The 19,759-nt window shown below is 71.6% G+C and carries 17 protein-coding genes; 7 read left to right on the forward strand and 10 right to left on the reverse strand.

Annotation, left to right across the window (positions count from 1 at the left end):
- The coding region (locus CCN51_RS17340; protein WP_143675822.1) for an NACHT N-terminal Helical domain 1-containing protein at positions 1–989 on the reverse strand (989 nt) is incomplete at its 3' end.
- Between the two features lie 536 nt (positions 990–1,525).
- Between CCN51_RS17340 and CCN51_RS17345 the strand changes: the two genes are divergently transcribed.
- Positions 1,526–2,341, forward strand: coding sequence for a M23 family metallopeptidase (locus CCN51_RS17345; RefSeq protein ID WP_043491119.1), 816 nt, complete (start codon positions 1,526–1,528; stop codon positions 2,339–2,341).
- A gap of 196 nt (positions 2,342–2,537) precedes the next feature.
- Here the strand turns inward: CCN51_RS17345 and CCN51_RS17350 are convergent, their stop codons facing one another.
- Complete coding sequence (locus CCN51_RS17350; RefSeq protein WP_014178554.1) at positions 2,538–3,137, reverse strand: TetR/AcrR family transcriptional regulator; 600 nt, start codon at positions 3,135–3,137, stop codon at positions 2,538–2,540.
- A 160-nt stretch (positions 3,138–3,297) separates the two neighbouring features.
- On the opposite strand from CCN51_RS17350, the gene CCN51_RS17355 reads away from it, so the two are divergent.
- Positions 3,298–4,932: an MDR family MFS transporter gene (locus CCN51_RS17355; RefSeq protein WP_078610588.1), complete on the forward strand. Its 1,635-nt coding sequence runs from the start codon at positions 3,298–3,300 to the stop codon at positions 4,930–4,932.
- 175 nt (positions 4,933–5,107) lie between these two features.
- Here the strand turns inward: CCN51_RS17355 and cseC are convergent, their stop codons facing one another.
- From cseC to CCN51_RS17380, 5 genes are all read right to left on the reverse strand, one after another.
- Complete coding sequence (cseC, locus tag CCN51_RS17360) at positions 5,108–6,406, reverse strand: two-component system sensor histidine kinase CseC (protein WP_014178556.1); 1,299 nt, start codon at positions 6,404–6,406, stop codon at positions 5,108–5,110.
- Between the two features lie 7 nt (positions 6,407–6,413).
- Entirely contained in the window at positions 6,414–7,118 is a 705-nt protein-coding gene (cseB, locus tag CCN51_RS17365; protein WP_014178557.1) for a two-component system response regulator CseB, read from the reverse strand.
- Positions 7,119–7,128: 10 nt separating this feature from the next.
- Complete coding sequence (locus CCN51_RS17370; protein ID WP_014178558.1) at positions 7,129–8,052, reverse strand: hypothetical protein; 924 nt, start codon at positions 8,050–8,052, stop codon at positions 7,129–7,131.
- Complete coding sequence (locus tag CCN51_RS17375; RefSeq protein WP_014178559.1) at positions 8,040–8,684, reverse strand: SigE family RNA polymerase sigma factor; 645 nt, start codon at positions 8,682–8,684, stop codon at positions 8,040–8,042. The genes CCN51_RS17370 and CCN51_RS17375 overlap by 13 nt, the downstream gene beginning before the upstream one ends.
- A 270-nt stretch (positions 8,685–8,954) precedes the next feature.
- Positions 8,955–9,875, reverse strand: coding sequence for an HhH-GPD family protein (locus CCN51_RS17380; protein WP_014178560.1), 921 nt, complete (start codon positions 9,873–9,875; stop codon positions 8,955–8,957).
- A 185-nt stretch (positions 9,876–10,060) separates the two neighbouring features.
- On the opposite strand from CCN51_RS17380, the gene CCN51_RS17385 reads away from it, so the two are divergent.
- Together CCN51_RS17385 and CCN51_RS17390 are read left to right on the forward strand one after the other, a co-directional pair.
- Positions 10,061–10,735, forward strand: a complete 675-nt coding sequence (locus CCN51_RS17385) for a response regulator transcription factor (RefSeq protein ID WP_014178561.1) — start codon at positions 10,061–10,063, stop codon at positions 10,733–10,735.
- 216 nt (positions 10,736–10,951) lie between these two features.
- Complete coding sequence (locus tag CCN51_RS17390) at positions 10,952–11,812, forward strand: hypothetical protein (RefSeq protein WP_014178562.1); 861 nt, start codon at positions 10,952–10,954, stop codon at positions 11,810–11,812.
- A 142-nt stretch (positions 11,813–11,954) separates the two neighbouring features.
- Here the strand turns inward: CCN51_RS17390 and disA are convergent, their stop codons facing one another.
- Together disA and radA are read right to left on the reverse strand one after the other, a co-directional pair.
- A complete protein-coding gene (gene disA / locus CCN51_RS17395; protein ID WP_055414262.1) occupies positions 11,955–13,013 on the reverse strand; it encodes a DNA integrity scanning diadenylate cyclase DisA in 1,059 nt (352 codons plus the stop codon).
- Positions 13,014–13,249: 236 nt separating this feature from the next.
- Positions 13,250–14,668, reverse strand: a complete 1,419-nt coding sequence (gene radA, locus CCN51_RS17400) for a DNA repair protein RadA (protein WP_014178564.1) — start codon at positions 14,666–14,668, stop codon at positions 13,250–13,252.
- Positions 14,669–14,897: 229 nt separating this feature from the next.
- Here radA and CCN51_RS17405 point away from each other — a divergent pair, with 229 nt between their 5' ends.
- Positions 14,898–16,967: a BACON domain-containing protein gene (locus tag CCN51_RS17405; protein WP_245881636.1), complete on the forward strand. Its 2,070-nt coding sequence runs from the start codon at positions 14,898–14,900 to the stop codon at positions 16,965–16,967.
- A 132-nt stretch (positions 16,968–17,099) separates the two neighbouring features.
- Here CCN51_RS17405 and CCN51_RS17410 read toward each other — a convergent pair whose 3' ends face one another.
- Complete coding sequence (locus tag CCN51_RS17410) at positions 17,100–18,035, reverse strand: DUF3109 family protein (protein ID WP_014178566.1); 936 nt, start codon at positions 18,033–18,035, stop codon at positions 17,100–17,102.
- Positions 18,036–18,117: 82 nt separating this feature from the next.
- Between CCN51_RS17410 and CCN51_RS17415 the strand changes: the two genes are divergently transcribed.
- Positions 18,118–19,047 (forward strand): Ppx/GppA family phosphatase, encoded by a 930-nt coding sequence (locus tag CCN51_RS17415; RefSeq protein ID WP_014178567.1) that lies wholly within the window; start codon positions 18,118–18,120, stop codon positions 19,045–19,047.
- Positions 19,048–19,149: 102 nt separating this feature from the next.
- Positions 19,150–19,759: sugar phosphate isomerase/epimerase family protein (locus tag CCN51_RS17420; RefSeq protein WP_086859708.1), on the forward strand; the 610-nt coding region annotated here is incomplete at its 3' end.

Below are 19,759 nucleotides of genomic sequence, written 5' to 3' on the forward strand. Positions count from 1 at the left end.
GCGAGGAAGCGGTCGGGGGTGGGGAGGGTGTCCTGGCGGGCGACGGTGCGCAGCGGCAGGACGAAGGGGACACGGCCGATCAGCTGCTCCATGCCGCGCGGCGGTTCTTGGCGGGCGGCGCAGACGGCGAGCCACTGGACGAGGGTGGTCTTGCCGGACCCGGCGACGCCGCGCAGCAGGACCCGGCTGTGGCCGGACAGGGCCTGGTCGGCGGGGACGGGAGCCTCGGCGGCGGCGGAGACGTACTCCTCGATCGTGGCGACGCGGGCGCGCGGCGCGATCGCCTCCAGGCTCAGATACGCGGCGTCGAGGGGCCAGCTGGCCTCTGCGTGGCTGAGGTCGATGCCGACGATGGTCAGCGTCCCGTGCTTCTTCTGTACGAAGTCGGCGTAGCCCTTCTCGAAGCCCGCGTCCTCGGCCGACTGGGAGGGGATCCGCTCGATCAGGATGTCGATCTTGGTGATGAGATCGGTGAGCTGTCCGCTCTGTTCGAGCAGGGTGCGGTGGACAAAGGTCGAGCGCTGGGTGAAGAAGTGCAGGATGTGCAGGCAGGCGGTGTGCAGGAGGAGGTTGTAGAGGCGGGAGGCGGCCAGGGAGAGCTGGTCGTCGGGGCGGCCGGCGGCCTGCCGGAGGTCCTTGGCCAGCCGCTCCGGGCCCAAGTGGACGGCCTGGACGTCATCCATGGCCAGATCGCCCAGCGCGTGGAGGGTACGGGCCAGGGCGTCGGCGAGCACCTCGTCCTCGTCCGCGGGGATCGGCCGCTCGCCCTGTCCTGCGGACTGCACCGCGCGCTCGACCAGTTGGGCGGCTATCTTGTGGAGGTTCTTCTCCGTCAGGGTGCGCTTCTCGCCCTTGAACGAGACCAGCCCGGAGACGCGGACCGGCCTGTCGGCCAGACCGGCGCCCGGCGGCTCCTGCACGAAGAGCTTCTTGATCAGCGGCGTGACGACGGCCGAGGTGAGGCGAGCGCCGATGGTTGCGGGATCCACGTTCCCATCCCCCCGATGGTTTGGTGCGGACAGCGTACAGGACCGTATGGTCTTTGGTCCCGAAACGGACATCGAATGCCCGGGAACGATGATCGGTGATCTTATGGCGCGGTGATATCGCACACAGGCCGCCGAGGCTCTACTACGGAAATTAGTGAATGCCTTCGACTGTGGGGCGCGCGTACGGTCGGAAGTGTGGGATGAGTTTCCGTGGGCGGCCGCTCAATCGCTCATTGTGCCAGGTCAGGCCCGTGATCGTAGATCGGTGATCCGGATTCTGGGGTGCGTGATCGCGAATATTGGGTCGCGATCGAAACCGTGGATGAATTGCGGCTGCGACCGCTTTTCGTACGGCACGGATTAGTAGTGATGCGGGTTGGCCTCATGGCCGGGGCGGGTTACGAAAGAACGTCCGTTCCGGTCCCCGGCCGGGACTCACTCATGTTTCCGGAGGTAGTCCCCCTATGTCCCCGCACGCCAAATCCCGGCACCTCGAATCCCGGCACCTCAAATCCCGGCACCTCAAATCCCGAAACTTGAGCAAGTCCGTTCTGCGTACCCGCGCCGCCGTGCTGGCCGCGGGCGTGGGGGCCTCGCTGGCGCTGGGGGCGGGCGGCGCGTTCGCCGCGGACGCGGCGCAGGGCAGCGGTGTGCTGTCGGTGGCTCCGGCCAGTGACCTGAGCAAGTCGGTGCAGGCGCAGGCGGACGCCCTCCAGAAGGCGATCGACGCCGAGAAGGCGGCCGCGCAGAAGGCGGCGGCCGAGAAGGCCGCCAAGGAGGCCGCGGCGAAGAAGAAGGCCGCGGAGCAGGCCGCCGCGAAGAAGGCCGCGGAGAAGAAGGCGGCGGCGGAGGCCGCGGCGAAGGCGCGGCAGGCCGCCGAGGCCCGCCAGAAGGCTGCCGAGGCCGCCAAGAAGGCCGCCGAGGCCAAGGCCGCCTCCTGGGTGACGCCGGTCGCCTCGTACCAGATCGGTGCTTCCTTCGGGCTCGCGGGCAACCTGTGGGCGCACAACCACAGCGGGCAGGACTTCGTCGTGCCGTCCGGCACCTCGGTGCGCGCCGTCCACGGTGGCGTGGTGGTCAAGGCCGGCGGCAACGGCGCCGGTGACGGCCCGGCGTACGGCAACGCCATCGTCATCAAGCACGCCGACAACACGTACTCGCAGTACGCGCACCTGTCGCTGGTGAAGGTGTCGGTGGGCCAGACCGTGGCGACCGGCCAGGAGATAGGCCTCTCCGGGAACACCGGCAACACGACCGGCCCGCACCTGCACTTCGAGATCCGTACGACGCCGAACTACGGCTCGGCCGTCGAGCCGCTGGCCTTCCTGCGCTCGCACGGCGTCAAGGTCTGACGCACTGACCTGATGCGCTCTGACGGGGCCCGACACGGGGCGGGCCCCGTCAAACGCATGGCCCTGCTGTGGCCTTCTCTTGCTACGGCCTTCTCCTGCTCTGGCCTTCCCTTGATGTGGCCTTCTCCTGCTGCGGCCTTCCCTTGATGTGGCCTTCTCCTGCTGCGGCCTTCCCTGATGCGGCCCCGGGGGTCGGTCAGGCCGCGTCCGGGGTGTCGGGCCTCTCCTGCGGGTGTGCCTGCGCCAGCAGATCGAGGGCGACTTCGAGGGCGGCCTTCTGCTTTTCCTCGGGGCCGGCGTCGAGGTGCTGCATGGCGAACATGGACGTATGCATGACGAAGAGCGCGCTGAGGCTGCGGACCTGGTCGGTCAGCGGCGCGTTGGGGTCCCTCAGCAGGTCGCCCACGGCGATCATCCGGTCCTTGAGGGTTTCACCGGGCCGTAGATGGCTCATCGCGGCCTGGTTCTGCTGCATGAACCGGAACAGCGGGAGGGCGCTTTCGAGGGCCACGCTGTAGCGGCGCATCAACTCCTGCTTGGTCTCCAGGGTGCGGGGCTGCTGCTGGCCCCAGGCGAGCAGTTCGTCCAGCGGCCGGGCCAGGTCCTGGAACAGGCTGATGAGGATGTCTTCCTTGGTCTTGAAGTGGTAGTACAGCGCGGCCTTGGTGACCTCGAGCCGCTCGGCGATCTCGCGTAGCGAGGTCTTCTCGTAGCCCTGCTCGGCGAAGAGCTCCAAGGCCACGTCCTGGATGCGCTGCCGGGTGTCGCCCCGGCGCGCCTGCGGTGTGTTGCCCATCGTGCTCTCCTGTGGTCGTGGGGCCTGGCTCGGCCGAACAAAACTTACTTGACGCCCGGCTAGTAGACGCCGTACCTTCTCCACTGTACTCAACTAGCCGGGCGGCAAGTAAGTAGCCGGTCGCAGCAATTGGCCGCACCCCAGGGGGGAAGTGGAGAGCATGTCCCAGAAACAGTCCGGAGGCGGAGCGCCATCCGCGTCACCGCAGCCCAGTGCGGAGGCCCCGCAATCCGGCGGGGAGGCCGCGTCCGGCCGTAAGCCCCGCTCCACGGGTGTGGTGATCTTCGCGCTGATGATCGCCATGCTGCTCGCGATGCTCGACAACATGATCGTCGGCACCGCGATGCCGACCATCGTCGGCGATCTCGGCGGGCTCGAACACCTCTCCTGGGTGGTCACCGCGTACACCCTGGCGACCGCCGCCTCCACGCCCATCTGGGGAAAGCTCGGCGACATGTATGGACGTAAGGGCATGTTCCTTACGTCCATCGTGGTCTTCCTGGCCGGTTCGGCCCTGTCCGGCGCGGCCCAGGACATGGGGCAGCTGATCGGCTTCCGGGCCCTTCAGGGCCTGGGCGCGGGCGGTCTGATGGTCGGTGTGATGGCGATCATCGGCGACCTGGTCCCGCCCCGGGAGCGTGGCCGGTACCAGGGCATGATGGCCGGTGTCATGGCCGTGGCCATGATCGGCGGACCGCTGGTCGGCGGCACCCTCACCGACCACCTCGGATGGCGCTGGATCTTCTACATCAACGTCCCCCTCGGCGTGATCGCCCTGGCCGCGATCACCGCGGTGCTGCACCTGCCGAAGAAGCGCGCGCAGGCACGGATCGACTACATCGGCGCGGGGCTGCTCACCATAGGCATCACCTCGCTCGTGCTGATCACGACCTGGGGCGGGAACGAGTACGCGTGGGGCTCGTTCCAGATCATCGGTCTCGGCGTGCTGGGGGTCGCCGCGCTCATCGCCTTCGTGGCCGTCGAGCGGCGGGTCGCCGAGCCCGTGCTGCCGCTGCACATATTCCGTAACGGCAACTTCTCGCTCATCACGGTGATCGGCTTCCTCACCGGCTTTGTGATGTTCGGGTCGATGACCTTCCTGCCGCTCTTCCAGCAGACCGTCCAGGGCGCCACGGCCACCAACTCCGGCCTGCTGCTGCTCCCGATGCTGCTGGGCATGCTGGCCGTCTCGCTGATCGCGGGCCGGGTCACCACTCAGACCGGCAAGTACCGGATCTTCCCGATCCTCGGCGGCGGCCTGATGGTGGTGGGCATGTTCCTGCTGGCCCTCATGGACACCGGCACCACCCGCCTGACCTCGGGCATCTACATGGCGGTGCTCGGCGCCGGCATGGGCTTCCTGATGCAGACCTCCATGCTCATCGCGCAGAACAGCGTCGAGATGAAGGACATGGGCGTCGGCTCCTCCTCCGCCACCCTCTTCCGCACCCTCGGCGGCTCCTTCGGTGTCGCCATCCTCGGCGCGCTCTTCACCAACCAGGTGAAGGACACGATGATCGACCGGGTCGGAGAGAAGGGCGCGGCGGTCACCTCCGGCGGCGCCAACCTCGACCCGGAGATGCTCCCGAAGCTGCCCCCGGACATCAGGGACGCGTACACCCACGCGGTCGCGAACGGAGCACACCAGGTCTTCCTGTGGGGCGCGGTGATCGCGGTCGTCGGCTTCCTCGCGGCCTGGTTCATCAAGGAGGTCCCGCTGCGCGGGGCCGGGCCCCAGCCCAAGGGCGAGGAGCAGGCCCCGGCCGACCAGATGCCGGTGGTCGAGACGGTCTGATCCGGCGGGATGGACAAGCGTGAGGCGCGGGTGGTGCGGCTGCACCGCCCGCGCCTCACGCGTTTCAGGTGTCTCACGCGTTTCAGGTGTCTCACGCGTTTCAGGTGTCTCACGCGTTTCAGGTGTCTCGTGCGTTTCACGTGGCTCGTGCGTGACACGCGCCTCACGCGTTACGTCAGTCCAGCACCTCGATGACCGGGAAGCTGCCCGTATTGGTGGGCGCGGACTCAGGCAGCCACAGCACCGCGACCGCGCCCTCCCGCCCCTCAGCCGTCGGCTCGGCGTTGCGGAACGTCAGCCGGGCGCCCAGGACGCGCGCCTGGCCCACCGCGATGGTCAGGCCCAGGCCGTGCCCGGTACCGGCCCGGTCCTTGCTGCCGGTGCGGAAGCGGCTCGGCCCGTCCTTCAGCAGCGCCTCGGGGAAGCCGGGCCCGTGGTCGCGGACGCGCAGCACCCGCCCCTCCACCGTGACCTCGAACGGGGGCTTGCCGTGCCGGGCGGCGTTGGCCAGGAGGTTGCCGAGTATCCGCTCCAAGCGGCGCGGGTCGGTGGAGACATGGGCATCGCGCAACACGGAGACCCGGGCGTCGGGGGCCGCGACCCGGACCCGGCGGGTGACGAACTCGGCGAGGGCGATCTCCTGCAGCTCGGCGCGCTCCGCGAAGCCGTCCAGCCGGGCGACCTCCAGGACGTCCTCGACGAGCTGGCGCATCGCCTGCGCCCGGTCCCGTACGAGCTCGGTCGGGCGCCCCGGCGGCAGCAGTTCGGCGGCGGTGAGCAGGCCGGTGACGGGGGTACGCAGCTCATGCGCTATGTCGGCCGTCACCCGCCGCTCGGCCTCCAGCCGCTGCTGCAGCGCCTCGGCCATGCCGTCGACCGCGCGCGCCAGGTCGTCGGTCTCGTCCCGCACCCGGCCGCCGATCGCCTCCCGCACCCGGACCTCGGAGTCGCCCTCGGCGAGCTTGCGGGCCGCGGTGGCGGCCTTGCGCAGCCGCCGGGAGAGCTGGTCGCCGATGAGCACACCCAGCGCGATACCGCCCATCACCACCGACACCGAGCCGAGGACGAGGACCCGGTCGAGGTCGTCCAGCACCCGGGCACGGTCCTTGAACTGGGTGTGTACGGACAGCACCCGGCCGTCCCGCAGCGGCACCGACGCCCACACCTCGGGGGTGCCGGTGCCCATATCCCCCAGGTAGGTGGCGCGCAGCCCGCGCGCCGCCTCCTTCTTCAGCTGCTCGGGAAGCCGCTTGTCGTCGAGTTTCGCGCCGAACCCGAGAATCCTGTACTTCTCGTACATCCGCTGCGCGGCCTGCACCTGGTCGTTCACCGCCGCGCGGCTGTTGTCCAGCATCGAGACACGGGCCGCGTTGTGCACGACCAGGCTCAGCGCGATGGCGACCAGCGCGCTCACGGCCGCGATCGCCAGACTGACCTTCCAACGCAGCCCCGAGCGCAGGGCGAGCCTCACCATCCCCGGCTCAGCCCCTGAGCTTGTAACCGAAACCGCGGACCGTCTCGATCCGGTCCTGGCCTATCTTTCCGCGCAGCCGCTGCACATGGACGTCCACGACCCGGGTGTCACCGCCCCAGCCGTAGTCCCACACCCGTTCCAGCAGCCGATCGCGGGAGAGCACGGTGCCCGGCACGGCGGAGAACTCCAGCAGCAGCCGCATCTCCGTCGGCGTCAGCGCCACCTGCTGACCGGCCCGGCGGACCTCCATCCCCTCCGGGTCCACCTCCAGATCGCCGAAGCGCAGCACTCCGCCCTCGGGCTCGTCGGGTTCCGCCTCCGCGCCCCGGCCCGGTCCGCTGGCGTGCCCGAAGCGGCGCAGTACGGCGCGGATCCGGGCGACCAGGACCGCGCCGTCGAAGGGCTTGGTCACATAGTCGTCGGCCCCGGCCTCCAGGCCGAGCACCACGTCGATCGAGTCGGCGCGCGCCGACAGCATGATCACGGGCACGGTGGACTCATCGCGGATCCGGCGGCACAGGCTCACCCCGTCCAGCCCCGGGACCATCACATCGAGCAGCGCGATATCGGGCCGGTCGGCCCGGAACCGCTCCAGCCCGGTCAGCCCGTCCGGGGCGGCGGTGACGACGAAGCCGTCGCGCTCCAGGGCGAGCTGGGTGGCCTCGCGGATGACGTCGTCGTCCTCGACGAAGAGCACATGGGTTTCGGCCACGGCCTTATCTTCAGCCTTCCGTTCCGTCGTCGGGCGCGGGCGATTCGTCCTCGCTGACGTTCCTGGTCTTGCGGTCGGTCACGAGGAACTCCCGGCGCTTCTCGGCCCACCGGTACGTCGTCACGTCCTCGCTCGAGGGGCAGCAGACCGAGTCGTTGGAGGCGTAGACCAACTTTGTGACGCGGAGGTTGCCCTTGGTGGTGTCGGCGTAGACGGGCGGGCGCTCGTCCGCGAAAACGTTCTCATACGTCCCGCCCACCTTGCGGTACACATACGAGCCGAGGCCGAAACCCTCGGTGCAGGTCATCACATTGACCACGAGATCGGACGCGGTGGAGCCGGTCAGCCGGTCGTAGGCCACGTCGATCGGGTAGCCCTGTGACTTCGCGCTGCCCTTCTTCGCCTCCTGCGGAGCGTCCTTCGTGGCGTCCTGCGGAGCGCCCTGCGTGGCGTCGTTCTGGGTGTCCTTCGTGGAGCTCTTCGAGCAGGGCTTGAGGTTTGTCTTCAGGTGCTCGCTGACCTTCGGGTCCTTCTTGAGCAGCGCGACGGCGTCGACCTTCTGCTTGGCCGACGTCGACGTGGGGGAGGTGCCGTGCACATACGACCCCGGGGAGTCGGCCTGCTCCGGGGCCCATGAGGTACGCGCCGGCCCTTCCTTGCGCAGTCCCTGGCTTCCGGTGCCGCATCCGGCCAGCACCAGCCCGCCGACCGCCGCGAACCCGACAACCGCGCCCCCTGTGATCAGGGCGGCCCGGCGCGGGCCGATCCGATGAGAAGCGGTGCGGTGAAGAACGAGCCGGTGCGGATCAACACCCTTCGGGGCGTGCTGGTGTGGGGCGTCCTCGTGGAGGGCGTCCTTGTCCGCGGCGCCCTTGTCCGCGGCGTCTTTGTCCGCGGTGTGCTTGTGGGGAGAGGCCCTGGTCAGGCCGCGCACCGGTCCTGCCCCCGCTCGTGGCCTCGGCGCCGGCCCTGCGGGGTCTGGCGGATCTGGCGGACCTCCTGGGCACCGTCCTGGCCCTGCTGGGCCGGTCGGCCCTGCCGGCCGTCCCCGCGGCCGAGCGCACTGGCGTCCAGCTCGCGGCTCTCCAACTCCTGCCGCAGCCGGGCCAGCGCCCTGTGCAGCGTGCTCTTGACCGTACCGGTCGACATCCCGAGCGCCTCCGCGGTCTCCTCCGTGGTCATCTGCTCCCAGTGTCGCAGCACCACGACGCTGCGCTGCTTGGGAGCCAGAACTCCGAGGATGTCCATCAGCAGCGCGCGGTCGGCGTGCTGCTCGGTGCTGTCCTCGACGCGCGCGTCCGGCAGCTGCTCGGTCGGCACCTCGTCCAGCTTGCGGGCCCGCCACCACTCGGTACGGGTGTTGATCATGACGCGGCGGAGGTACGCGTCGGCCAGGGACTTGTCGGCTATCCCGTCCCAGCGGCCGTACGTACGCACCAGGGCGGTCTGGAGGAGGTCCTGCGCCTCGATCGGGTCGGGGACGAGGCGACGGGCGCTACGCAGCAGCGCGTCCTGCCGGTTGCGTACGTACTCTTCAAAATCCAGAACCTTGCCGCTGCCGGACATCGCCAGCCCCCATCCCGCTGTATTCCCCACCTGTGTGCCCGGCGGTCGCCGAGCACGAAGAGGACGCTACGGAGTGGCTGTTGCGGCGCCATGTGCATCTGACCTGCGGTGAATGCACAGCTACCCATAGGTTGTGTAACAGCCGGGGCCGGTCGGACGGAGTGTCAGAGTCGGGTCGTGGCCGTGTCACAGCCTTGTCACAGAAACGGTTTTGGCGGGCGGTCCCGGCGGTCCGGGCGGTCCCGGTGGGGGAGGAGAGCTGCGGTCGGGTCAGGTCAGCGGCAGCCGGTAGAGCCCGCCGTCGAGCGGTTCCACGAGGCCGTCGGCGATCAGCCCGTCCAGCGCCCGGGCCCGCTGCACCGGTTCGTCCCAGACCTTGTCGAGCGCCGCCTGCGGCACCGGCGTGACCGCCTCCCGCAACACCGCGAGCAGCTTGCCGCGCACCTGACGGTCCGTACCGGCGTAGGTCTGGCCGCGGCGCGGCGGCCCGTCGTGCGCCGGGGAACCGGCCGCCCGCCAGGCGCACTGCGCGGTGATGGGGCAGCGCACGCAGTCCGGCGTGCGCGCCGTGCACACCAATGCGCCCAGCTCCATCGTCGCCGCGGCCCAACGGGCGGCCGTCGGATCGTCGTCGGGGAGCAGCGCGCGGGCCAGCTTGCGCTCGGCGGCGGTCGTGGCGTCCGGCGGGAACTCCCGGCCGCCGACGGCGCGTGCGAAGACCCGGCGGACGTTGGTGTCCATGACCGCGTGCCGCTGCCCGTACGCGAACGAGGCCACGGCCGCCGCCGTGTACTCGCCCACACCGGGCAGCGCCAGCAGCTCCGCGTGTTCCGTGGGAACCTGACCGCCGTGCCGCTCCCGTATGGCGACCGCCGCGCCGTGCAGGCGCAGCGCGCGCCTCGGATAGCCGAGCCGCCCCCAGGCGCGGACGGCCTCGCCGGGGGGTTCCGCGGCCAGGTGCGCGGGGCTCGGCCAGCGGGCGAGCCACTGCTCGTACACCGGCAGCACCCGGTTCACCGGGGTCTGCTGAAGCATGAACTCGCTGACCATCACGCCCCACGGGCCCGCTTCGGGGCGGCGCCAGGGCAGGTCGCGGGCGTGGGCGTCGAACCAGTCGATGACGGGGCTGTGGAGCGCGGTCCCGTTGGGGCGGCTGGCGGAGGGCGCGGAGTCGGCGGGGATGGCAGTCATGTCACGAACGATCCTGGCACGTCGCCCGCCCGCCCCGGAAACGCCGGGCCCTGTTCGGGGCGTGTCTGGAGCCGGGCGGGTGGGCCTGACTTTCGTCGGTGGGCCTGACTTTCGTCAGGGGCGGTGGCGCACTCCCGCTTGTAGCGTCTGCGACGGCAGTGATTGATAAGGAATGGCGGGTGCGGATGGGGAACGAGCCGACGATCAGGGTGCTGCTCGCGGACGACGAGGCGATGATCCGCGCCGGGGTACGGGCCGTCCTGGCCGCCGGCCCCGGTATCGAGATCGTCGCCGAGGCGGGCGACGGCCGGGAGGCGGTGGAGGCGGCGCGTGCCCATCGGCCGGATGTCGCGCTGCTGGACATCAGGATGCCCCGGCTGGACGGGCTGTCCGCATGCGAGGAGATCCGCCGCACACTGCCGGACACCGCGGTCGCCATGCTCACCACCTTCTCCGAGGACGCGTACATCGCCCGGGCGCTGGGCGGGGGCGCGACCGGCTTCCTGCTGAAGGCAGGAGACCCGCATGAACTCATCGCGGGGGTACGGGCGGTGGCGGGCGGCGCGGCGTTTCTGTCGCCCAAGGTCGCCCGCCATGTGATCACCGAACTCGGTGGTGAGCGCCTGACCCGGGGCGCCGCGGCCCGCGCCCGTACGGACGTCCTGACCGCCCGGGAACGCGAGGTGCTGGCGCTGGTCGGCGCGGGCCTGTCGAACGCGGAGATCGCACGGCGGCTGCACCTGGTCGAGGGCACGGTGAAGGGGTACGTCAGCGCGGTCCTGGACCGCCTGGAGGTCGGCAACCGCGTCCAGGCGGCCATCGTGGCGTACGAGGCGGGGCTGGTCGCCGACGCGGGGTAGGGCGGCGGTCGGTGGGACGGGGCCGTAGGAGGGTTCGTAGAGCGGGTCTGCAGAGCGGGTCTGCGGAATGGGGCCGTAGAGCGGGTCTGCAGAGTGGGGCCGTAGAGCGGGTCCCGGCCGGGATCCGGGCGGGATTCGGTCGGATAATGAGAAAACCAGGTCGGAGACCGGTGGTTATTGGCGGGCGCCGCTTCGGATCTCTCGTAGAGTTTCCGCGTGGGATCTCTGCGCAATCCGATCGGGCCGCTTCCCTCCTCCATTTACTGGCGGCGGAGGGCTGTTGCGCTGGCCCTTTTCATTGTCATCCTCCTGCTCGTCATCTGGGCCTTCGGGTGGGGCGGTGCCGGCGGCGACGGCGGGAGAGACGAGGGCAAGGGGTCGGGCGGCGGTGGCGCCGCGAGCACCATCACCCCGGGGCCCACCTCCTCCACGCCCGTCAACAGCCAACGGCCGGGCGGCCGCGACGAGTCGGATGACGGCGGGACCGGCACCGGCGACAGCGACGGCGGCGGCAGCGGTGACGGCGGTGACGGCGGCACCGGTGGCGGCAGCGACACGGGCGACGCCGGAGGCGTCGGCGGCGCGGGCGGCGGCGGTGGCGGAACCGGCGGCGGCCTCGGCATCGGGGACGGGCGGAGCATCCCGGCCGGGTCCAGCCTGCCCGCCTGCACCCGGAGCGCGGTGGAGCTGACGGTGCGCAGCGTCAAGGACTCGCGGGTGAAGAACACTTACGAGCCAGGCGAGGAACCGACGTTCGAGCTCACCGTGAAGAACTCCTCGGGCACCGCCTGCAAGGTCGACTTCGGCCGGGCCTCGGCGACGCTGACCATCACGGACTCCGAGAACGACCATGTGTGGGCGTCCGACGACTGCCCCGAGGGCAGCAAGTCCGTGCTGGTCGAGGTGGCGGGCAACGGCCAGACCAAGCGCACCGTCCACTGGGACCGCAAGCGCAGCGTCGAGAACTGCGCGACGCCGGCCGGCAGCGTTTCGGCCAAGGCCGGTACGTACCTGGTCGAGGCGAAGGTGGAGGGTCTGGGCACCGCGCGGGTGTCGTTCGTACTGGACGAGGACTGAGGACTGAGGACTGAGGACTGAGTACTCAGGGCTAGGGGGCTAGGGGCTGGGGCCAACCAACCAGCCGGGCAGGCACGGGACATACCGTGCCTGCCGGACCGGACGTACTGACGGCTTCAGCCGGACCTACCGCCCGCTCCCGCTAGACGTACCGCTCCAGGATCGAGGACTCCGCCAGCCGCGACAGCCCCTCGCGCACCGACCGGGCCCGCGCCTCGCCCACGCCGTCCACCATCTGCAGGTCGTCCACGCTCGCCGCGAGCAGCTTCTGCAGCCCGCCGAAGTGCTCCACCAGCCGCTCGATGATGGCGCCCGGGAGCCGCGGCACCTTCGCCAGCAGGCGGAAGCCGCGCGGCGAGACCGCGGAGTCGAGGGTTTCGGGCGAGCCGCTGTAACCCAGGGCGCGGGCCACATTGGCCAGTTCGAGCAGTTCGGGGTGGGTCAGCCGGTCCAGTTCCGCCAGCGCCTCGGGGACCGTACGGGTGCGCTTGGCGGTGGGCTCGGGGACGTAGTCCCGCACCACCAACTCGCGCTCCGGCTCGACGCCCGCGATCAACTCGTCGAGCTGGAGCGACAGCAGACGGCCGTCGGTGCCCAGCTCCACCACGTACTCGGCGATCTCGGTGGCGATACGCCGGACCATCTCCAGCCGCTGTGCGACCGCCGTCACATCCCGGACCGTGACCAGGTCCTCGATCTCCAGGGCGGAGAGCGTGCCCGCGACCTCGTCGAGGCGGAGCTTGTAGCGCTCCAGCGTGGCCAGGGCCTGGTTGGCCCGGGAGAGGATCGCGGCCGAGTCCTCCAGGACACGGCGCTGCCCGTCCACGTACAGGGCGATGAGCCGCATCGACTGGCTGACGGACACCACCGGGAAGCCGGTCTGGATGGAGACACGCTGCGCGGTGCGGTGGCGGGTGCCGGTCTCCTCGGTGGGGATCGCGGCGTCCGGGACGAGCTGCACGCCCGCCCGCACGATCTTGGTGATGTCCTTGTCGAGGATCAGCGCGCCGTCCAGCTTGCACAGCTCGCGCAGCCGGGTCGCGGTGAACTCGACGTCCAGGACGAAGCCGCCGGTGCACAGCGACTCGACGGTCTTGTCCGTGCCGAGCACGATCAGCCCGCCGGTATTGCCCCGCAGAACGCGCTCGAGGCCGTCGCGCAGCGCCGTGCCGGGGGCGACGGCGCTCAGGGAGGCGCGCATCAGACCGTCGGCTTTGCCGGGAGCCGCTGCCCGGTCGCCTGCTGCCACTGCACTCCTCCGTCGCAAGGTCATTCGCTGCCGCGGGCCGCCCTGCTGTGCCGGTGCGCGGGCTACGTACGGGCGAGACCAGGGCAAAGTCTACCGGCGGTCACCGCCCTCCCGCCGGGTCTCCCGGCGTACGCCCGTGGGCGGGAGTCGGAGCGCGGCGCCCGCGCCCGCGCTCACCAGGCCGGGTCTCAGCCACTCGGCTCGTCCTTGGGCGCTCGCTCGGCCCGCTTGCGCCGGGGCAGTACGCGTAGTGCGTCCCCTATGTCCGCCACCTCCAGCACCCGCATACCGGCCGGGATCTTCCCCGGGTCGCCGGGCACCAGGGCGTGGGTGAAGCCGAGCCGGGCCGCCTCGGCCAGCCGCCGCTGGACGCCCGTGACCCGCCGGACCTCTCCCGCCAGGCCCACCTCGCCGATCGCCACCAGGTTCTTCGGCAGCGGAGTGTCGCTCGCCGCGCTGGCCAGCGCGAGCGCCACGGCCAGATCCGCCGCGGGCTCGGAGAGCTTCACACCGCCGACCGTGGCGCTGTAGATGTCCCGCTTGCTCAGCGCGCTGATCCGGCCGCGCTGCTCCAGGACGGCGAGCATCATCGACACACGCGAGGTCTCCAGGCCGGAGGTGGTGCGGCGGGGGGACGGGATCTGGGAGTCGACGGTCAGCGCCTGCACCTCGGCCACCAGCGGACGGCGCCCTTCGAGGGTGACGGTCAGGCAGGTGCCGGGCACCGGCTCGTCGCGGCGGGTGAGGAACAGCCCGGACGGGTCCGCGAGGCCGACGATGCCCTCGTCGTGCAGCTCGAAACAGCCGACCTCGTCCGTCGCCCCGTAGCGGTTCTTCACGCCGCGCACCAGGCGCAGCCGGGCATGGCGGTCGCCCTCGAAGTGCAGCACCACGTCCACCAGATGCTCCAGGAGACGGGGGCCGGCGATGGCGCCGTCCTTCGTCACATGGCCGACCAGGAGCGTGGACATACCGCGCTCCTTGGAGGCGCGGATCAGCGCCCCGGCCACCTCCCGCACCTGGGCCATACCGCCGGGCGCGCCGTCGATCTCGGGGGAGGCGACGGTCTGGACGGAGTCCAGAATCAGCAAGGACGGCTTGACGGTGTCGAGATGGCCGAGGACGGCCGACAGGTCGGTCTCGGCGGCGAGATACAGATGCTCGCTCAGCGCACCGATGCGGTCGGCGCGCAACCGCACCTGGCTCGCCGACTCCTCACCCGTGATGTAGAGGGTCCGGTGGTCGTCGGTGGCGGCCTTGGCGGCGACGTCGAGCAGCAGCGTCGACTTGCCGACCCCTGGCTCCCCGGCCAGCAGCACCACGGCGCCGGGCACCAGGCCGCCGCCCAGGACGCGGTCGAGCTCGTCCACGCCCGTGGAGCGGGCGGTGGCCTGACGGCCGTCCACCTGCCCGATGGGCAGAGCCGCCGAGGTGACCCGGCCGGGCGCGGTCGTCCGGACCGCGGGCGCGCCGAACTCCTCGACCGTGCCCCATGCGTGGCATTCCGGGCAGCGGCCGAGCCACTTGGCGGTGGTCCAGCCGCATTCCGAGCAGCGGTAGGAGGGCCGGTCCTTGGCGGACGAACGGGAGGAGCTACGGGCAGCCATGCCGTAACGCTAGCGCTGGGCACCGACAGCCGGGCGGGCAGGCGGGCACCGACAGGTGGGCGGTCAGGCGGGCGGGCAGGTTGCGCGCGGCCCTGGCGCTGCCCGTAGCAGATCCCGGGCGCGGAGGCAGGACACCTGTCCCCTTATGAGGGAGATGGTCACCCGTAAGGGTTAAAACAGCGCAAGTAGCGCGATGGAGTCTGCATCATCCGCCTACCGTCACCGGGTGATGAGCAGCAGGTCCGAGCACTCGACACACTCGCCCGGCGCGCCCGGCGCATCCGGTCCGTCCAGCGCATCCGGCGCCCCCGGTGCGCCGCGTCGTGCGCCGCGCGCTTCCGCCGCGCACTCCCAGCGTCCTCCCGCGCGCTACGAACCGTATCTGGACGGTCTGTTCACCTACTGCCTGTCGGTCCTGTGCGAGCACGATGCCGCGACCGCCGCGCTCGGCGAGGCGCTTGCCGTCGCCGAGCGGCAGCATGGGCGGGGACGGGGGCGCGTGGCCGCCGAGGGCGATCTGCGCCGGCCCTGGCTCTACGCCCTCGCGCGCTGGGCCTGTCTGCGCAAGCTCGCCGAGCGGAGGAAGGACCCGAAGGGCCCCGCGGACCAGGGGGACCAGAGGGACCAGGGGGACCAGAGGGACCAGGGGGACGAGAGGGACCGTGGCGAGCGTGGCGATCATCGGAACCCTGAGGTCCGCGGGTCTTCCGGGTCCCCCGGGCCCACCGGATCCCCCGGCGCCCCCGGAGGCGGGGCGAGGCTCAGGGCCGCCCCCGGGCCCGGCGGGATCGAGAAGCGGGTGGGCGGTCGGCCCCGGCCGCTGGAGGTGCCGGCCCAGCGGCGCCACCGTGACCGGCGCGCCCCGGCCGCGGCCGCATCGTCGCCCCCCGTGTCACCCACCGCCGCGCAGCGCCGCCGTGAGCTGGCCGCGCTCGCGTGGCCCGAGGCCGCCGGGACCACCCCCGAGCAGCGCGAGGCGCTGGAGCTCGCGGTGCGCCACCGGCTGAGCCCGAGTGAGGTCGCCGCGGCGCTCGGCAAGGAGCGCGACGAGACCCGCGCCCTGCTCGCCAGCGCGGCCTGCGAGGTGGAGCGCACGCGCGCCGCGCTCGCCGTCGTCGAGCTCGGCCACTGCCCCGTCGTCGCCCGGCTCGCGGGCGACACCCAGGTGCTGTTCTCCGCCGCGCTGCGCCGCGAGCTCGTACGGCATGTGGACGACTGCCGTGAGTGCCGCGGGATGGCCGAGCGGGCCACGGCGGGTGGCCCCTGGCCGGGTACGGCGGCCGCCCCCGCGGCCCTGCCGGTGCTGGAGGCGCCGCGCGCCGCCGTGCACGCCGCGATGGTGGGCGCCCAGCGCGCGCGCCCGGCGCGCGCCGCCTCCCGGCCGCGCTTCGACCGGCGCGGTTTCCCTCTGGACCCCAAGGACCAGGCCGCGCGCCGCAGCCGGACGCGCAGCCGCGTGCTGACCACGACGGTGGTCGCCTCGGTCGTGGCGGCCCCGCTGCTCGCGCTGTGGGCCGCCTACCGGGGCGCCCCGACGGCGGGTGACGACCACGACACGGACTCCGTGGCCGCCGCCAACGCGGACGGGGCGGCGGAGCGCACCCCCGACCGGCCCGGCGGCGTCGGCGGCGAGCCGACCGGGGGCTCGTACGGCCAGGCGGGCAGCGCGCAGGACCGTTCCGGCTCGCGGCTGAAATCCCGCCGCGACGGCACCGCGGGCAAACAGTCGCCGGACGTGTCCGTGGAGGTCGTCGGCGGAGACGCGGACAGGAACGGCGACGGGTACGCAGACGGGGCCGGGGGCGCGAAGGGCGATCGGTACGGAGACGGGGAGGCGGAACGGTCCGGCACTTCGGCCGGCGGGCGGCCGGGCCCGCACACCACGCCCAGCACCCCCGGCTCCGGGGGCAGGCCGGGCCCCGGGCGGACCAAGCCAGGCCCCGGGCGGCTGACGGTCGAGGCGCAGCCCAGCGGCGAGGTCACGGTCATCACGCTCAGGGCCTCGGGAGGCGCCCCGGTGCGCTGGTCGGCGTCCGCCGGTGCGGCCTGGCTCCAGCTGAACCATACGGCCGGGGTGCTGCGGCCGGGCGAGACGACGACGATCACTGTGTCCGTGGACCGGGATCGCGAGCCGCCCGGGCACTGGAGAGCTCGGGTCGGGGTGGATCCGGCGGGGGCGGTGGTGGTGATCGAAGGCCGTGGCGCGGAGCCCGAGCCGACCCCCGAGCCCTCGGACCCGCCGGGCGGACCCGCACCGACCTCGGGCGATACGCCCCCGGCGCCCGCCGACACGCCTTAGGGCGCCAATAAGCCCTTGGCGCGCCAGCCAGCCCTCGGAGCGCCAGTCAGCCTTTAGGGCACCGGTCAGCCCTCAGGGCACCGGTCAGCCCTTAGAGCACCAGTCAGCTCAGCCAGTCAGCCAGTCAGCCAGTCAGCTCGTCGGATCTGCCGGGTGCGGGGCCACGAGCGGCAGGGAGGACGCCAGCCGCTGCTCGCAGAGCTCGGCCAGCCGGTCGTAGCCCTCCTTGCCCATGAGCTCCGTCAGCTCCGCCCGGTACGACACGTACACCGGCTCCCCGCCGCCGTGCGCGGAGGTCGCCGAGGTGCACCACCAGTGCAGGTCATGGCCGCCGGGGCCCCATCCGCGCCGGTCGTACTCGGCGACGGTGATCTGCAGCACACGCGTGTCGTCGGACCGGTCGATCCAGGCGTACGACCTGCGGATCGGCAGCTGCCAGCAGACGTCCGGCTTGGTCTCCAGCGGCTCGCGGCCCTCTTTGAGCGCGAGGATGTGCAGGGCGCAGCCCGCGCCGCCCTTGAAGCCCGGCCGGTTCTGGAAGATGCACGAGCCCTCGTAGCGGCGGGTCTGGCGCTCGTCCTCCTCGTCGCCGGTCTGGGTCCAGCCCGTCTTGTGCCCCACGTCGTGGAACTGCCAGATCTCCGGGGTGAGCCGGGCCACATGGCGCCCGACGCGCTTCTCGTCGTCCTCGTCGGAGAAGTGCGCGCCCAGCGTGCAGCAGCCGTCGCTGGCGCGCCCCGCCTCGATGCCCTGGCAGCCCTGGCCGAAAATGCAGGTCCAGCGTGAGGTCAGCCAGGTCAGATCGCACCGGAAGACCTGCTCGTCGTCGGCGGGGTCGGGGAATTCGATCCAGGCGCGGGCGAAGTCCAGGCCGACCTCGTCATCGGCTGGGTCGAACGCGATGACCACGCCGTCCAGGGCGTCCTGGCCGGTCAAGTCGGTCAAGTCGGTCAAGTCGGTCACGTCGGTCACATCGGCGGTGGCCGCCTCGGCCTCGCTGTGCTGCCCGGCCGCCTCGGGACGCCGCTTCCGGACTTTGTCCTGCTTCGCCTTTTTCGTCTTTGCCACGCGCCAAGGGTATGCCTATGCCCGGCGCGTAAAGGCCCAGGCCCGTACCTGACAAGGCGATATGGGCAGTAGCGTTCTGGCCATGAGACTCGGTGTCCTGGACGTGGGTTCTAACACGGTTCATCTGCTGGTGGTGGACGCGCACCCGGGAGCACGCCCGCTGCCCGCCCACTCGCACAAGGTTGAGCTCCGGCTGGCGGAGCTGCTCGACGACGGTGGGGCCATAGGGGCCGATGGAGTCGAGCGCCTGATCGCCGTGGTCAAGGAGGCGCTGCAGGCCGCCGAGGACAAGGGCGTCGAGGATGTGCTGCCCTTCGCCACCTCCGCCGTCCGGGAGGCGACCAACGCCGAGGATGTGCTGTCCCGCGTCGCCGAGGCGACCGGGGTGCGGCTGCGCGTCCTGACCGGCGACGAAGAGGCGCGGCTCACCTTTCTCGCGGCCCGCCGCTGGTACGGCTGGTCGGCCGGAAAGCTGCTGGTCCTGGACATCGGCGGCGGTTCGCTCGAGATCGCGTACGGGCTCGACGAGGAGCCGGACGCGGCCGTCTCGCTGCCCCTGGGTGCGGGCAGGCTGACGGCGGGCTGGCTGCCAGGCGATCCGCCCACCCCGGAGGAGGTACGGGCGCTGCGGCGGCACGTACGGGCGCAGATCGCGCGGATCGTCGGCGACTTCAGCCGTCACGGCACGCCGGATCACGTCGTCGCCACCTCCAAGACCTTCAGGCAGCTGGCCAGGATCGCGGGTGCGGCGCGCTCCGCCGAGGGCCTGTACGTACAGCGGCGGCTGACCCGCCAGGCGCTGGAGCAGTGGGTGCCGAAGCTGGCCGCGATGCCCGTCGACAAGCGCGAGCAGCTGCCGGGCGTCTCCGACGGGCGGGCGCCGCAGCTGCTGGCGGGGGCGCTGGTCGCGGAGGCCGCGATGGATCTGTTCGGGGTGGAGGACCTGGAGATCTGCCCGTGGGCGCTGCGTGAGGGCGTCATCCTGCGACGCCTGGATCACCTGCCCGGATGACGCCGTGACCTGCGCTGACACCCGTACCGCTCGCCGCGCCGGGGGTGGCGTGGCGAGTGGTGGCGGTTTAGCCGTCCGGGGGAGCGCCGTACCCTGTCCCTCGTGACAGAGCCAGTGGTGCGCATCCCGGATGCGAAGGTCGCGCTGTCCACGGCCTCGGTCTATCCGGAGTCGACGGCGACGGCCTTCGAGATCGCCGCACGCCTCGGCTACGACGGTGTCGAGGTCATGGTGTGGACCGATCCGGTCAGCCAGGACATCGAGTCGCTGCGCCGGCTTTCCGACTACCACGAGGTGCCGATTCTCGCCGTGCACGCGCCATGTCTGCTGATCACTCAGCGGGTGTGGTCGACCGACCCATGGGTGAAGCTGCAGCGCGCGAAGGCGGCCGCCGAGAGGCTGGGCGCCTCCACCGTCGTGGTCCACCCGCCCTTCCGATGGCAGCGCGCGTACGCCCGAGAGTTCGTGCGCGGCATCTGGCGGATGGCGGGCGAGACGGATGTGCGGTTCGCTGTCGAGAACATGTACCCGTGGCGGTATCGCGACCGGGAGATGCTCGCGTACGCGCCCGACTGGGACGTCACCCACGACGACTACCGTCACTTCACGATCGACCTCTCGCATACGGCGACCGCCCGTACGGACGCGCTCGGCATGGTCGACCGGATGGGCGACCGGCTGGCCCATCTCCACCTCGCCGACGGCATGGGCT

The organism is Streptomyces milbemycinicus, assembly GCF_002154605.1.
Lineage (GTDB): Bacteria > Actinomycetota > Actinomycetes > Streptomycetales > Streptomycetaceae > Streptomyces > Streptomyces milbemycinicus.

Coding starts and splice junctions, on each gene's coding strand:
- radA (WP_014178564.1), bottom strand. CDS start 14,668: ATGGCTGCCCGTAGCTCCTCCCGTTCGTCCGCCAAGGACCGGCCCTCC.
- CCN51_RS17350 (WP_014178554.1), bottom strand. CDS start 3,137: ATGGGCAACACACCGCAGGCGCGCCGGGGCGACACCCGGCAGCGCATC.
- CCN51_RS17415 (WP_014178567.1), top strand. CDS start 18,118: ATGAGACTCGGTGTCCTGGACGTGGGTTCTAACACGGTTCATCTGCTG.
- disA (WP_055414262.1), bottom strand. CDS start 13,013: ATGCGCGCCTCCCTGAGCGCCGTCGCCCCCGGCACGGCGCTGCGCGAC.
- CCN51_RS17385 (WP_014178561.1), top strand. CDS start 10,061: ATGGGGAACGAGCCGACGATCAGGGTGCTGCTCGCGGACGACGAGGCG.
- CCN51_RS17380 (WP_014178560.1), bottom strand. CDS start 9,875: ATGACTGCCATCCCCGCCGACTCCGCGCCCTCCGCCAGCCGCCCCAAC.
- CCN51_RS17375 (WP_014178559.1), bottom strand. CDS start 8,684: ATGTCCGGCAGCGGCAAGGTTCTGGATTTTGAAGAGTACGTACGCAAC.
- CCN51_RS17405 (WP_245881636.1), top strand. CDS start 14,898: ATGAGCAGCAGGTCCGAGCACTCGACACACTCGCCCGGCGCGCCCGGC.
- CCN51_RS17355 (WP_078610588.1), top strand. CDS start 3,298: ATGTCCCAGAAACAGTCCGGAGGCGGAGCGCCATCCGCGTCACCGCAG.
- cseC (WP_014178556.1), bottom strand. CDS start 6,406: ATGGTGAGGCTCGCCCTGCGCTCGGGGCTGCGTTGGAAGGTCAGTCTG.